Here is a 14792-nt window from a genome sequence, read left to right as displayed (position 1 = left end):
TGCCCTTCTTCATGTGCTTTGATGATGCATTTTCTCAGGTCTTCTGAATATGCGACTCCCATTCTTTTCCTCTTTTCTCTAATTCTACCTTGTGTCCGTACTTTCTTGAAAACCGCGATATTCAATTCGTTGTGAATCTTGGTAGCAATCTCCTTAAGTTCTTCCGCAAAGCTAGGATCGCTAGTCATCACAGCTTGCAAATGCGTGGCAATGCTATTTGCTTCAGCTTCTGAGCCACTTGCTTCACCTTGAGCGATCGCTTCCGCAGCCTCTGGATTACCACTTAATTTCTCTTTGATTTTTTGCCGCAGCAAACTCAGTAAGCTGCCAACCTTCTTCAAAGCCTCACCTGTCAGGGTCTTAATCGTTTCCTCAAAAGCTTTTGTAAAAGCCAGTGTTGCAAGTCCTGAGGCAGTAAGTAGGGTTGCTGGTTCCATTGGTTGCACCTTAGCGATGAGTTACTTTGCTCCATTGTGAGCGATCTCCCCTTAATTTAGCAAGCTAATTTTTAGTAAAGTATCGTGCAGAAATTAACAAAGCAATTATTTTCAACTTGGTGGATGACGACCTAGAAATTCTTCTTCAACACGAATAGCCAACATTGTTGCTCTATTTAGATTTAAAGCATCGACTGTAGCCCTTCCAATCGGTGTTAGTCCAACAACTTCCACCCCATTCCAACAAAAATGCTCGTTCCATAACTGTTGACGAGGATTAAAAATAATCACAGTTTCACCAGTTTCCACATCTTCAATTTCTTGACGTGCGCCCTTACGTAGCGAACAGGATACACAAGCAAGCGCCAAATTATCCGCAGTTGTTTCGCCCCCAGCAACTACTGGAAAAACATGATCGATATGAAAAGTTGCTACTTGACCTATTTGCGAGATACCACAATATTCACAGCGATCGCTAGATCTCTGAACAACTAATCTGCGGAGAGATGCTGGAATTGCAGACATTTACCCTTTCTTTGTTACTCGTTGCGATCTTAAACAAAGCAAAGATAAAAATTCTGCCAAATCGATCAGCCCCTGTGCTTCTTGTCTTTCGGCTTGAGCTAAAGTACGTCCTGAATCTTGACAGTCCAACAAGAATTGAAGCCTTGATTGAACTGCTTCTGGAAGCTGAAATTTGGTTAGCTCGAGCGGGATTTCTACAACTTCAACCATATAGTTATAGTACCAAGTATGATTCTACTAAATTCTAGTATAGTGCGTGAGTCTGGTTCCCGAAAATATTCCGCCAAGATTCTACTAAAATGCGATCGATAGCGAAAAGCAACCAGCTTAAAATGATAGGAGCGTTTCAGAGGTGCGATCGCTAGTGAAGTATGCTACAAAAATTAGCAAAGCGATCGACATCTCAATAAAGTTAAAGCCAGAGATAAATCTTTGTAATTGGTTTCGTTCCTTGTCTACTCTTGATTCAGAGGAGATTCTCTATTGATTCTGTTGGCGTGAATGATTTGCATACCAGCGAATCACTAACTTTTCCATCTCTACCCATACTAGGATCAGGAGACTAAAACCAAAGCAAACGGCTAACTCTACTAGAGAGAGTGGCTCCGTACCAAAAAATCGCTGAAGCATCGGCACATAAAGTAGGGCTAATTGCAAAACTGTCGTAAATACAACCGAAGTCAGTAAATAGGGATTAGAAAAAGGGTTTAGCTCGATCAGGAGTTTGGAATTGGAACGACAAGCCAGCGCATGTCCCATTTGGGCGATACAAAGTGTGGTGAAAACAATGCTTTTCCAATGTTGATGCCAAGAAGGATTGGTGGAATTGTAGGCAGTTTCCATCAGCAAGATCGTGAGCAAGCCAAACACAATCCCAATCCGAATAATGTACCAGCCTAAACCCCTAGCAAAAATACTCTCTTTGGGACTAAAGGGAGCGCGTTGCATAATGTCAGGTTCGGAGGGTTCGACCGCCAGTGCCAAGGCAGGTAGACCATCGGTTACCAGATTCATCCATAAAATTTGTAGAGGGGTGAGGGGCACATCGGGTAATCCTAAAAACGGAGCCGCACTAATGGTTAGAACTTCGCCAATATTGCTGCCCAAGATGTACTTGATAAAACGGCGAATATTGGTGTAAACTGTGCGACCTTCTTCGGCAGCAGCGACGATCGTGGCAAAGTTATCATCAAGCAAGATCATGTCACTGGCTTCCTTAGAAACATCTGTGCCTGTGATGCCCATGGCAATCCCGATATTCGCTTGCTTGAGTGCAGGGGCATCGTTTACCCCATCCCCCGTCATTGCCACAATTTCACCCAATCTTTGCAACGATCGCACGATTCTAAGCTTATGTTCGGGAGAGACTCTGGCATAGACACTAGTTTGCAACGCGATCGCATCGAGTGCGGCATCGGGCATGATTTCAAGTTCGTGTCCAGTGACGACGTGGGCTCGATCTTTCTCTATTGCCCCTGTAATTCCAAGATCGGCAGCGATCGCTTGAGCTGTGAGCTGGTGATCGCCCGTAATCATCACAGGTCGAATCCCTGCTTGCTGGCAGATTGCCACGGCTTCAAAGACTTCAGAACGAGGTGCATCTCGCATTCCCACCAAGCCTAACCAGATTAAGTTTTGTTCGAGGTCAGAAGCGCTTGATGCGATCTCCTCTAGCGGGGGTAGTGATTTTAGGGACTTATAGGCAAATCCCAATACCCGAATTCCTTTGGCGGCAAGAGAATTGTTTTGCTCCAAAATTTTGCGGCGATCGCCCTGTGCAAGTGGAAGTACTTGGCGATCGATCGCAATGCGATCGCAACTCGCCAAAATCAATTCTGGCGATCCTTTCGTAAATATGAGGTACTGATTAGAAGAATCTACAGTCTGTAGTTCGCTATCCGTTGCAAATTTTTGGGCGATTTGAAGGCCGATCGCCGAAAATTGATGGCGAAATCCTTCTTCCCAATCTGGATTGACTGAAAACAGACAGATCGCACTCTTACACTTACGTTCTGAAGAGAAGGGAATCTCGGCAACTCTTGGCAAGATCGTGTTTAGCTCTGTGGGGTCGAGTTTAGCTCTGACGGCTAAACATAGGAGCGCACCTTCTGTGGGATCGCCGATCGGTGACCATTCACCGCCATCAGTTCGCTGGAGGTAGGCATCATTACAGACCACACAGGCAGTTAGAATGCTTGTAACTTCTATACATTCCGACACGCTCAGATCGGTTTGAATTCGATCGCCAGTACTACGACCGATCGTAAACTGTCCCACAGGCTCGTACCCCCTACCCCGTATTTGCGCGAGATATTGAGGTGTATAGATCGTTTCTGCCACCATCTTATTTTGCGTGAGCGTGCCCGTTTTATCAGAGCAAATGGTGGTGACCGAACCCAGCGTTTCCACCGCAGAGAGTTTGCGAATTAGGGCATTCCGTTTTACCATGCGTTGCGTTCCCAAAGCTAGGGTAACGGTAATTACGGCTGGTAATCCTTCTGGGACAACAGCGACAGCCATACTGAGAGAGGTGTTGAGTAACTTGATCAAGTTCTCTCCATGCCAGAGTCCAACACCCACAACAATGGCGACCAAGAGCAAAGAACCAAAAACTAAGACATTGGCAAGTTGTCCCATGCGTTTTTGCAGTGGCGTAGGGTCATTCTCAACCCTTTTTAGCATCGATGCCACAAGTCCTAATTCCGTCTGCATTCCCGTAGAAGTGACTAGGACGGTGCCACGCCCCTGAATTACTTCTGTTCCCTGAAACACCATATTGCGACGATCGCCGATTCCTTCTTGGCGATCGAAAACTTTGTTTGCCGTTTTGTTGACCGCCTTTGCCTCTCCTGTTAACGCTGACTCTCTTATCTTGAGATTGACAGCTTCTAAGAGCCGTCCGTCGGCTGCCAACTGCACCCCTGCCTCGATCAGCATGATATCTCCTGGAACCAGATCCACCGAGCGAATTTCTTTCAATTCGCCGCGCAAAACCAATACAGTGGGTGAGGAGAGTCTTTTGAGCGCTGCTAGGGTTGCCTCGGCACGGCTTTCTTGTACATAGCCTAAAATACCGTTAAGAATCACGATTGCAGCGATGGCGATCGCATCCCGAGGAAACTGTTTGGCACTAATATCCAACCATGCTGAAATAACTGCTACGCCGATCAACATCAATAGCATGATGTTGGTAAACTGATCGACAAAAATGCTAAATTTACTGCGGATTTCAGAGGCTTCGAGTTGGTTTTGTCCAAAACTAGCTTGGCGATCGCCGATCTGCTCGGACGTTAACCCCCTATCCCGATCTGTCCCCAGAGCTGCGATCGCTGCTTCTGAGGATAATGTGTGCCAAGCTCGATCTAAACGTAGGTTCGACATCCCTAATCTCTGCACTGCCCTGTATTAAGCCTATCAAGTCTAGACCGAGTTAAGGTTTCTAAACTCTATAGATTCGTTAAGCAGTCATCAGAGCGCGAATGCGTAGTAATATCTTAAGATTTAGGCACATTTACTTACACAAATGCTCTGCCTTGGATATTTTAGGGGTTTTTCTACAGGTACGCTCAATCAAGAACCTGGTTTTTCTTTGCGGATAAAGTTGATAATGCTGTTTGACGAAAGCAGAAAGATCGTGCGAGTTTCAGCCATGACTGAGATTTGAGTTACCCGATCGGCAATCCCCAACGTATCGTGATTGCGATAGTCGTCAGGGATCGGATGAATCATGGAGAGAGGAACCTCTAGCATTTCTGGCAGAGAAATCACAGGAATCCCATAGAGAGCTTCCAACTCTGACTGAACCACAATTAGATATCGGCTGACGATCGCATTGGAAGCGTTCAAAATTTTCTGATGGAGGTCAACCACGACGATCTCTTGGTCTTCAAAGTTGGTAATGCCTAGGAGCTTATTGCCACTTTTGGCGATCGCTGGCATGGGAATCACCTTTTTGACGCCTTCGAGTTTAACCGCTAGAAATAGATTTCCGAGAGGAAACATCAGGATTTTAAGCGTTGCTTCTTTGACTTTGGTTTTTAGCATAGGGATTTTGCCTTTAACTCAAAACGAGTTGTTTTAGGTTTGCCTCTAGAGTTTTCAAGAGTTCGTGTTCTAAGTATGGCTTGGTCAAATAGCCGCTTGCCCCAAACAGCTTAGCAAGAGAACGATGTTTCTCACCGCCGCGAGAAGTTAACATGACGATCGGCATCTTTGATTGGGGATGCTCGTGACGGAACTGATTGAGAAATTCAAACCCATTCATCCGAGGCATTTCGACATCGCAAAATGCGGCTTTAATATCGGGTTCCTGTCTGATTTTCTCAAGGGCATCGCGACCATCGATCGCTTGAACTACACGATAGCCAGATTTTTTTAAGGTCAGTGACAGTGTTTGTCTCGCCGTGAGCGAGTCATCGATCACTAAGATCGTAGGCACAGAAGTGCTATATACAGCTTCGCTGGGTGGAGTAGTAACCTTGTCTAGCTCCTGCTCGGAATTGGCAACTGAAGCACTCAACTCTAGATCGACTGAAACAGAGGACTGTACAGAGACTTCTTCAGAGGTATTTAACCATCTTGCAATCAGTGCTGAGCCATCTACCACTGGCACTAAAGAGCCATCACCTAAAATTGTGCAGCCATATAGGTAAGGAGGAGGGGCGATCGCTTTTCCAAATGGCTTGATCACAAGTTCTTGCTCATTGAAGATCTGATCGACTTCTAATGCAAGGAATTGAGTGCCTGCTGAGATAATCAGTAATGGGGTTTTGTTTGAGATCGGCAGAGACATAGAACGAATCTGCTCTTCAGAGTTTTTAGGCAGAGGATAACGATGAGAGAAAGCAGATTGAGGATACAAAGGAATCAATTCATCTTGATAGCGATAGAACTGTTGCCCTTGAATAGTTTGAATTTGATCTTCGCCAGCGGTAACAATCGATAAAAGTGTATCTACAGGGATTGCCATCAGATTTACACCTACACTAAAGACCAACAGCTTGGCGGTAGTGAGGGTAAGGGGCAAGCGGATCGTAAAAACAGTGCCTTTTCCTAGCTCAGAATCGATCGTGATGCTACCTTTTAATTTGATCATCTGCTCTCGCACAGAGGTCAAGCCCACCCCTCTACCAGAGATTTCGCTGACTTTTTCTGCGGTCGAAAAGCTAGGAGAAAACAAGAGTTCGTGAATCTGAGCTTGAGTAGTGGGTGCTTTGGGGGACAAAACGCCTTTGGCGATCGCGGCAGCACGAACTTTTTCTGGATCGATGCCTCTGCCATCATCCCTGATTTCAACAAAGGTTTGATTGCCACGATGGTAGGCACGCACTTCAATGCTTGCCTCTGCAGGTTTCCCTTGTTGCACCCGAATATTCGATGGCTCAGTGCCATGATCGAAAGCATTGCGAATCAGATGAACCAGGGGATCGTACAATTTTTCTAGCATGGCTTTATCTACGAGCGTAGCACCGCCACTAATTGACAGTTTGACTTGCTTCCCATATTTGGTAGACAGATCGCGCACCATACGAGGAAAGCGACTGAGAATTTCATTGAGAGGCATCATTCTTGCCCATAGCAAGTCATTTCGCAGTTGCTTGAGGGTTTGCTGCTTTTTGCGTTGGGTGTTTTGAGCCTGCATCGTGAGCAAATCCATATCTCGAATGGTTTCGCCCATCTGTGCCATCTCTTCGACAGACTCTTGTACGAGGGTATAGATATAGCTGTAAGAGTCCATGAGGAGCGGATCGAAGGTTGATAGCTCGGGCAGCATTGAGAGGGAAGTACTGATCTGCTCGCCACCTGTTACAGGTTTCTGACTTCTGACTTCTGATTTTTGACTGCTATCAATCCAACTTTGCAACTTTTTGGTTAGTTCTTCAAAATGCTCGGAACGGCGCTGTAGGTTGAGCAACATACCTTGCAACTGCTGACTTTGCAACGAGGAGCTATTCTCTTGGGTAACGAGTTCACCAGCAAGGTTATTCAAACGTTCGAGCCGAGATAGATCGACGCGAATGGCTTCACTTAATTGAGGTGTGGCAGTAGGTTTGGCTTGTTCTTCCTGTTTGGCGCTAGGTTTGGCTTTGACTGGAGTTTCAATGAGAGAACTTGCAGGGACATCGGCTTTAGAACTGCTTTGTTTGAGCAAGTTGGCAATTTTGAGGTCTGTGTCTTGTTCCTGCGTTAGGCTAGGAATCGTAGGGAGTTTTTGAGCAAGTTGCTCTAAACTAATGAACTGCTCTTCAAAGGGTTTGTTTCGATCGCTGCTTACAACTGGTTCTGTAACTTGATTGGAAATAGGCTGAGCAGGTGGCTCGGAGATCACATCTTTAAGGATCTGGGCTTGGTTAGCAATCTCTAAATCTTGAACGCTCTGGTCGGAAAGAATGAATGCACTCAAATCTAGTACTTCAGATTCATCTGCGTCTTCAGAATCGCCAAACACTGATTCTAGAGCGCTAAAATCTAATCCTGTATCTAACCCATTCTCGTTATCAGATGCTATAGAAGTGAGTTCGATGACTTCTATCTCCTCAAAATCGTTCTCCTCCTCTAGTGATTCGACAATTGACTCCAGTTCGTGATTTATCCCGATACTAGTCTCTTGCTGGACAGGATTTTCAAGCTCGATATCCCAAGGCAAATCATCGGTTCGATCGCTCTCGAGCTGGGAGCCATTTGATGATTCGTGAGGAATTATGATGTTTAATTTATCTGCCTGTTCTGGGCTTGATTGAAAGATTGGGTCTTCGGGAATTTCCTTGAAAAAGCTACTGGCAGACTCCGTAAATTCTTCAGGGATTTCCTCAGAAAGCTCCTGAGTAGATTTCGTGATTTTTTTAGGAATTTCCTCAAAAAATCCATTGGTAGATTCTGTGGACTCTTCGGGGATTTCTTTAAAGAATTCGCGAGCAGATTCTGTTAGTTCTTCAGAGATCTCTTCAGGGATCTCTTCAAAAAATCCACTGGTAGATCCTGTAGGCTCTTCGGGGAGTTCTTCAAAAAATCCACTAGCAGATTCTGTTAGTTCTTCAGGGATCTCTTCAAAAAATCCACTAGCAGATCCTATAAACTCTTCAGGGATCTCTTCAAAAAATCCACTGGTAGATCCTGTTAGTTCTTCGGAGATCTCTTCGGGGAGTTCTTCAAAAAATCCACTGGTAGATTCTGTTATTTCTTCAGGAATCTCTTCAAAAAATCCACTAGCAGATCCTGTAGGCTCTTCAGGGATCTCCTCAAAAAATCCACTAGCAGATCCTATAGACTCTTCGGGGAGTTCTTCAAAAAATCCGCGATCGGATTCTGTTAGTTCTTCGGAGATCTCTTCTGTTAAAACCGCTTTAAATACATCATCCAAAGCAGTACTAGAACTATCTTCTTGCTCGTCATCAAAATCTGAGGTAGTCGCTAGATATTTTGTGGAAGCATCTACGAGACCAGCAAGCATGAGCAAAGCTTCACTGGGAACGCCACCCCGAGCGCGATCGCCTGCTAATACAGCTTCTTGGGCTTCTTTGAAATTGCCGATCGCTACTTGCCCCACTAAAACTGGTTCTTGGGGATGCGCATCTAGAGCTAAAAGGGTATGCTGTGCGATCGCTGAAAATCCAGGTAAATTGAGCAATTCGCCAATACCTGCAAATACTTCTGCCTGCGCTCTGATTTCACCAACGACCTCTTCTTTTTCGGGACAATCTAAAATTGCTTGCAGTCGTTCTAGTCCTTGAGCCACATCGCTCGAAAATACGACCTGAGCAATATCAAAACCGAGTTCCGCAGATGTAGGCAGCTCGACATCCAAACCTAAACTGTCACCCAGCAAAGCTTCGATCACAGCAAAAATCGGCTCAGCTTTTTCGATCGCAGCTTCGACATCATGCTTACCTGTTTGAATTTGCTCGACCAGAGGCGCGCGCAAACAGTCATAGGCTTGCAGCAAAATCTCTTCGATATCGCTATCGATCTCTTGATCTTGGCGATAGAGCGCTCGAAAGATATCTTCTAATCGGTGAGCGATATGCTCAATCGCAGGTAATCCAATACTAGCTGCTCCCCCTTTAATCGAGTGAGCTGCACGCATGAGGTTATGGATTTGAGGAATTTCGTGCTCTGCTTGGAGATTGAGTAATCCTTCTTCGAGAGTTTGCAGGAATTCTAGCGCTTCTTGGCTAAAGTATTGATAAGCTTGATCTCTGATATCAGGGTCGATGGTATGCATGATGTCCCCACTATGATGCGATCTACGATCGCCTGTTGGTTAATGGCTTATTAAAGTTAAGTTGAGTTCGGGTTACCTCTCCCAACATCCCTTCTCCTAAGAACGAGGGGTAAGAAGTTTTTCTTTTCCTTAGCCCCTCTCCTGCAAGGAGAGGGGTTGGGGAGAGGTTTTGGACAGCTCGGTTTAGCTGAGTTTAAACTGACCCACGCTGACTTGGAGCGCTTTGGCAACTTCTAGGAGTTGTTTAAACGAACTCGCTACCGTTGCTGACTGCTCCGAGGCATCTTGGGCGCTGGTTGCCACATCTTGCATGGTTTGACTCACCGATGCTGAAGTTTGCGTTTGTGCTGCCGCTGCCAAAGAAATTTCTTGGACGAGTTTGTTTACTTGGGCGCTAACCTCTGAGATTTGGCTCAGCTTTTGGCGTGACTCTTCTACCAACTGCGTTCCCACAACCACCTGCTCTGTACCTGCTTCCATCGCAGCGACTACCTCGTTAGTTTGGGCTTGAATTTCTTCTACCAGTTGTTCGATATCTGCGGTTGCAGAAGCCGATTGTTGAGCGAGCGCCCGAACTTCTTCGGCAACCACGGCAAACCCTCTACCTTCTTCTCCTGCACGGGCAGCTTCAATCGCCGCGTTAAGTGCGAGTAGGTTGGTTTGAGCCGCAAAGTTACCAATCAGGTTAACCACCTTAGAAATTTTCTGAGAAGCTTCACCCAAGCGTTTGACCTTCTTAGAAGTTTCAGACACCGTTTCGCGGATCGCAGAGATACCCGTTACAGTACGGTTCATGGCTTCGTCCCCTGCTTGTACCACAAGGTTAGATTTTTGCACCTGCTGCTCTGCTTGTTTGGCGCGGCTAGCAACCCCCTGAATTGATTCGGAAATTGTCTGAATTTGACTGAGCGCGTTGGTAATCGATTTGGCTTGAAGACTAGACTCGGTAGCGGCACTGGCTACAGCCATTTCGTTACCCTGTGTGGTGGTTACTACAGATTGCGAAGCCGTTTGCACCTGCTCGACGATCTGACGCAAACTCCGAATAATCGAGTTATAAGAGTCAGCCAGCGTACCAATTTCATCGGCGGTTACCTTTGCCCGAACCGTCAAGTCGCCTTTACTTACAGGGTCAACTTCCATCAGCAGTTCAAGCGCACGTTTTTGCAGCGTTTCTTTTTCTTGGCGTTGTTCTTGGGCGGTTTGGTCGGCTTCTCGACGAGCTTCGACCCGTGCCACTTCAATTTGTTCTACAAAGGTGGCTTGCCCGATCGCTGAGCCTGCTTGACCAGCGAGTTGAGTCATAAAGTCAATTTCATTATCGAGCCAAACATGGGTTTGGGTACAATGATGTGCCACCAGTAGTCCGAACAGTTGATTTTGTTGGACGATCGGAATGACTAGATTCGCTTTGATCGCCAGACGCGCTAACAAGGCTCTATGGTCTGGGTGATAATCGCGCTCTTGCATATCATTGGTGGGTACGATGCGACCGTTGCGATAGGCTTCCAGTAGAGTTTGAGGAATACATGGGTCGGTGGCTTTTTCAGCCAAGGCACTGGGTAGTCCAGGGGAGACTGCTTCGTGGGAAAGATAACCACTCCAATCAGGATTAAACCGATAGATCACCACCCGTTCTGCATTGAGCGCAGTTTTGGCTTCTCGGACGAGGGTCTCTAAGATTGTGTTGAGATCGAGAGACTGCCGTAACTGAGATGCGATCGTCGCCACTAGGTTTTTACGTTCGGCGGCGGCAGCTTGTTCGTCGATCAGCGTCTGAATCTGACTTGCCATGATGTTGATGTTCGTTCCCAACACGGCGAGTTCGTCATCCCCAGAAATTCCCTCAATACGCGTATCGAGTTCGCCCTGTCCCAATTTTTCTACAGCATTGGAAGCTCGGATAATTGGGCGCGTGGCACGGTTGGCGATCAAGAGCGCTAATGCTGATGCCAATATAGCCACTGCGCCAGTGGCGGCTCCTAAGATCAGTAACAATTGCAGTTGTGGTTTGTTCGCAATGCTGGTATCTATTGCGATTACCGCATCCCACTTTAAATCTGGTAAGCCCTCGATCTTAGGCAGGGGTGCATAACCTACAAACTGCTCGTTATTGGATATTAGATCGATCGATGTAACAGCGCCTACTTCGCGTTTTTCCAAGAGTGGTGCTATTCCAGGAAAGTCAGCCTTGAGGCTACGTCCGACTTGCTCCTTTTCTAACGCCACAAAAAACTTACCGTCAGACTCAACCAAGTGATATTGATTGTCATCAACGCCAGTATCTTTAATCAGATCTTCTAGAACCGATGCCTGCATTCTGGTGCGAATAATCGCAATGGTCTTGCCTGTAGTGACATCTTTAATCGGTGCCGCAATAAAATTACTGACCTTTTTGGTTACAACCGATGGTTCAGGCTGGCTGATGTAGGGCTTGTCAGTTTTCAAAGTTGTTTGAAAATATTCACGTTTGAAAATATTGGCAGGTGGGGGCTCTGAACCTGCATCAACAATCAAACTGCCATCTAGCCGATATATAGCGATACTGTCGTAAACTAAATAGGCTTTAATATAGGCTTCCAAAATTGCTTTCTGCTCTGCGATTGTCACAGTAGCTTGAAACTTCGGATTGTTGAATATTGGTAAATTCGCAAGTACCTGAATATCACCATATCGCTCTCGCATAAAGTATGCTACCCGAGTCGCTAACGCACTTGCCCGAACGGCTTTATCTTGTTGAGTAGTGTTAGCGATATTTTGTCCAACATAAAAGTATGCCACTCCCCCTAAAGCCAATAATGGAATTGTGATTGCTGCCACAGATACCAATGTGGTTTTTGTACGCAAGCCCAGCCCTTGCCACCATCGTCCAACGGGATTGCCAGAAGTTTTGCCGACACTGCGAGCTGCGTTCAAATGATTCTGATCGGAAATCGTTACAGGTAATAACAAATCCCCATTCTGACCTTTTTTGAGGATGTCATTCTCGCTGGCTTCGACATCTGACTTCATGCCATTGAGTTTGATGCTGTTCTTGCTATTTTTATCCGTTAACATGCCTGACCTCTAATTAAATTTGTTGATGTGAATTTGTAAAAACTGTTAAAGCTTCTTTGTCGTTTGATTTCTTATGAAAACGACAGATGAGCTGAGTAGAACGAGACCTATTGGAATGCTCTGACTAAAGCATCTCCATTCAAAACCAGCAATGTTTCGCTACCTTCATGCCAGCCCGTTTCATTGAGCCAATATCCACGTAAAAATTTCCCCATCCCCGAATTTGCGAAGGTAGCAGGTGCAGGCAAAATCTGTTCGGATTCGCACCATAGCATCTGCCCCACCTGGGTCACCGCTAGCCCGATTGCCATGCCCTGCGATCTCACCAAAATTACACTACAGTTGGTCTGGGTGTACCCAGACCGATATAAGGGCTCAAAGCCCATCAAATAGGCAAGATCGACAACCCATAAAACTTCGCCCCGCCAGTTGCAAACACCCATCACAGTTGGCGCTACGTCAGCGATCGCGGTAATTTGCCCCAACGAGAGATTGAGAATCTCTACGAGTTGCTTTGTCGCTAACATCACTTTTTGGGTGGGGGACACCGAAAAAGTTAAAAACTGCTCGGTGTTAATTTTTTGATGTGCCGAGCCAGTTTGTTTAGGGGTCGAATTTGGCGTTGAACTGGTTATCGAACCAGTTGTTGTCAGTGGGGTAGCCATAGATCTGTGCCTGCCTTAATAGCTTTGATATTTAACTTTGAGCCTTAAACTGACTAACCTTTGCCTCAACTTTTAGCGAAAGCACTGCATCGAGCAGAAAATCGCTAAGATCGACACTTTCTTACTGCTTTATTTCACCAAAAGCTTTACAGTCCGAATCAGTTCCTCTGGATCGATCGGTTTGGTGATGTAAGAAGAAGCCCCCTGTTTCATACCCCAAAATTTATCCATCTCGCCGCTTTTGGTTGAGCAAAGCACGATCGGAATATCTTTGGTGTCTGGGCTATCTTTGAGTTCGCGACACAGCTCAAACCCACTCTCCCCTGGTAAAACCACATCCATCACAATTACATCAGGCTTTTGCTGTGCGAGTTTTACCTTGGCATCTTCGCTACTGGTTGCAACAGAGGTTGTAAAGCCAGCTCCTCGTAAGGTGCCCGTAATAATTTCTGCTTGAGTTAGCGTATCTTCTACGATTAAAACCGTTGCCATTGTAAACTCTCCGTGAATTAACTAGATCCTGAAAATAAAATCCTAGCGAAAAATTGATACGACTAAAACGAACGCCTCCTTTAGAATTTTGCTACAAGTAGCTAACTACTTTCTAGATACTTTTCTACGATTTGGCATACTTTGTCTTCTTCTGGGGGTTTACTGAGAAAATCAGAAGACCCCGCCATTTTGGCTCTGACGCGATCGATCACGCCGTCATGCCCAGTGAGAATCACGATGGGGACATCGCGAAACGCCGAGGTTTTACGCAAAAAAGAGCAAAGCTCGTAGCCATTAGAGTTAGGCATCACCAAATCGAGAAATATCAAGTCAGGTTTGTTTTTTAACAATGTACTGACCCCTTGCAACGGATCGAGAATATTTAATACCTCGTACCCAGCTTTACTCAAAATCCTTGTCATCTCCATCCCAATCTGGGGGCTGTCATCAATACAGGCAATCAAGCCTTTTTTGGCTTCAGGCTTGACTTCTACTGGCTTGGCAATTGGAGAAGGCAAGTCGGGTGCTTCTCGTAAGGAAACAATGCCATCAATCACGAGGGGCAAAAGCGATCGCATCACCGAAATATGCGATCTGTGCATCCTGATCGCCAAATCCCAAATTGTGTTGTTACTATTGAGCAACTTCACCAACATCTGATGGGCTTCTTTTGAAAGTGCCTCGGCTTCCACCATTGCTTCTAAGCGATCGGGTGCAAGCAAAACGGGCACAAAATTTAAAGAAAAGCCCGGAATCATATTTTGAACGTGACCTAGCCCCGAATTCAGCCATTTTTGCCTAGCCTGCAACGCACCTTGCAAAACTTGCTGAGAAGACACTAGGACAAAAGGCTGTTGAGGATTTCTATGTTCAGTCCAAGTCGTCACTAGTTCCTGCCGACTAATCAGCGCATAAAAAACCTCTTGAATGCTCCCAAGAATTAGCATTTTGGCTTTTTCTTGCTCGATCAATCCTTGCTTGAGGGCTTGGTTGACGACAAAAAACTCCCAAGGTTCAGTAGGATCGCCAAATTTGCTAAACCATTCCTCTAGTTTTGCGTTAGGACAATATTGTCTCATAGCTCGATAAAATCTTCTAACGCGGTGACTGCCGCCCGTGGCGTAGACCAATCTTCCTAAATAGAAGTAGAGAAAATAATGAACTGACGGGTTTCTTTCTGAAAAAATGACGAGTTCCCCAGAGCTGCGCTCATCTTGGATTAGCTTCAGATGAGGAGCAATTTCTATTGTCGATGTAGCATCTGTATCCATTAGATTTACTTCAAAACAACTCAGGTACCCCAGCAGCATGAATCAAAAAAGATTCATAAAACTTTCGATCTGTCTCAGAAAATACAATACTGACTTCAACACAATCTAGAGAGCGATCGCATAG

The 14792-nt window shown here is 45.7% G+C and carries 10 protein-coding genes; all 10 read right to left on the bottom strand.

What is annotated here, in order from left to right; translation table 11 throughout:
- On the bottom strand, window positions 1–437 hold a 437-nt coding region (locus tag ACP2WE_RS20075; protein ID WP_425217319.1), incomplete at its 3' end, for a hypothetical protein.
- Between the two features lie 111 nt (window positions 438–548).
- On the bottom strand, window positions 549–962 hold the full coding sequence (locus ACP2WE_RS20070) for an HNH endonuclease (RefSeq protein WP_425217318.1): 414 nt from the start codon (window positions 960–962) through the stop codon (window positions 549–551).
- Window positions 963–1172, bottom strand: coding sequence for a hypothetical protein (locus ACP2WE_RS20065; RefSeq protein WP_425217317.1), 210 nt, complete (start codon window positions 1170–1172; stop codon window positions 963–965).
- Window positions 1173–1442: 270 nt separating this feature from the next.
- A complete protein-coding gene (locus ACP2WE_RS20060) occupies window positions 1443–4343 on the bottom strand; it encodes a cation-translocating P-type ATPase (RefSeq protein WP_425217316.1) in 2901 nt (966 codons plus the stop codon).
- A gap of 189 nt (window positions 4344–4532) precedes the next feature.
- On the bottom strand, window positions 4533–5006 hold the full coding sequence (locus tag ACP2WE_RS20055) for a chemotaxis protein CheW (RefSeq protein WP_425217315.1): 474 nt from the start codon (window positions 5004–5006) through the stop codon (window positions 4533–4535).
- Between the two features lie 13 nt (window positions 5007–5019).
- Window positions 5020–9183 (bottom strand): hybrid sensor histidine kinase/response regulator, encoded by a 4164-nt coding sequence (locus tag ACP2WE_RS20050; RefSeq protein ID WP_425217314.1) that lies wholly within the window; start codon window positions 9181–9183, stop codon window positions 5020–5022.
- 183 nt (window positions 9184–9366) lie between these two features.
- The gene (locus ACP2WE_RS20045) at window positions 9367–12240 is read right to left on the bottom strand and encodes a methyl-accepting chemotaxis protein (RefSeq protein WP_425217313.1); all 2874 of its coding nucleotides are present in this window, start codon (window positions 12238–12240) and stop codon (window positions 9367–9369) included.
- A gap of 107 nt (window positions 12241–12347) precedes the next feature.
- The gene (locus ACP2WE_RS20040; protein ID WP_425217312.1) at window positions 12348–12905 is read right to left on the bottom strand and encodes a chemotaxis protein CheW; all 558 of its coding nucleotides are present in this window, start codon (window positions 12903–12905) and stop codon (window positions 12348–12350) included.
- A 129-nt stretch (window positions 12906–13034) separates the two neighbouring features.
- Window positions 13035–13397, bottom strand: coding sequence for a response regulator transcription factor (locus tag ACP2WE_RS20035; protein WP_330482522.1), 363 nt, complete (start codon window positions 13395–13397; stop codon window positions 13035–13037).
- 101 nt (window positions 13398–13498) lie between these two features.
- Window positions 13499–14668 carry a response regulator gene (locus ACP2WE_RS20030; RefSeq protein WP_425217311.1) on the bottom strand — a complete coding sequence of 390 codons (1170 nt, stop codon included), beginning with the start codon at window positions 14666–14668 and terminating at the stop codon, window positions 13499–13501.
- Between the last annotated feature and the right edge of the window lie 124 nt (window positions 14669–14792).

Origin of the sequence: Tumidithrix helvetica PCC 7403 (genome assembly GCF_965232925.1) — a bacterium.
In the GTDB taxonomy this organism is placed as follows: domain Bacteria; phylum Cyanobacteriota; class Cyanobacteriia; order Pseudanabaenales; family Pseudanabaenaceae; genus Tumidithrix; species Tumidithrix helvetica.
Note: the sequence above shows the minus strand (reverse complement) of the source record. Positions and strands in the feature narration are given on the sequence as shown.

Excerpts from the sequence above, each read along its gene's own strand:
- ACP2WE_RS20070 (WP_425217318.1), bottom strand. The coding sequence starts at position 962 with ATGTCTGCAATTCCAGCATCTCTCCGCAGATTAGTTGTTCAGAGATCT.
- ACP2WE_RS20065 (WP_425217317.1), bottom strand. The coding sequence starts at position 1,172 with ATGGTTGAAGTTGTAGAAATCCCGCTCGAGCTAACCAAATTTCAGCTT.
- ACP2WE_RS20060 (WP_425217316.1), bottom strand. The coding sequence starts at position 4,343 with ATGTCGAACCTACGTTTAGATCGAGCTTGGCACACATTATCCTCAGAA.
- ACP2WE_RS20055 (WP_425217315.1), bottom strand. The coding sequence starts at position 5,006 with ATGCTAAAAACCAAAGTCAAAGAAGCAACGCTTAAAATCCTGATGTTT.
- ACP2WE_RS20050 (WP_425217314.1), bottom strand. The coding sequence starts at position 9,183 with ATGCATACCATCGACCCTGATATCAGAGATCAAGCTTATCAATACTTT.
- ACP2WE_RS20045 (WP_425217313.1), bottom strand. The coding sequence starts at position 12,240 with ATGTTAACGGATAAAAATAGCAAGAACAGCATCAAACTCAATGGCATG.
- ACP2WE_RS20040 (WP_425217312.1), bottom strand. The coding sequence starts at position 12,905 with ATGGCTACCCCACTGACAACAACTGGTTCGATAACCAGTTCAACGCCA.
- ACP2WE_RS20035 (WP_330482522.1), bottom strand. The coding sequence starts at position 13,397 with ATGGCAACGGTTTTAATCGTAGAAGATACGCTAACTCAAGCAGAAATT.
- ACP2WE_RS20030 (WP_425217311.1), bottom strand. The coding sequence starts at position 14,668 with ATGGATACAGATGCTACATCGACAATAGAAATTGCTCCTCATCTGAAG.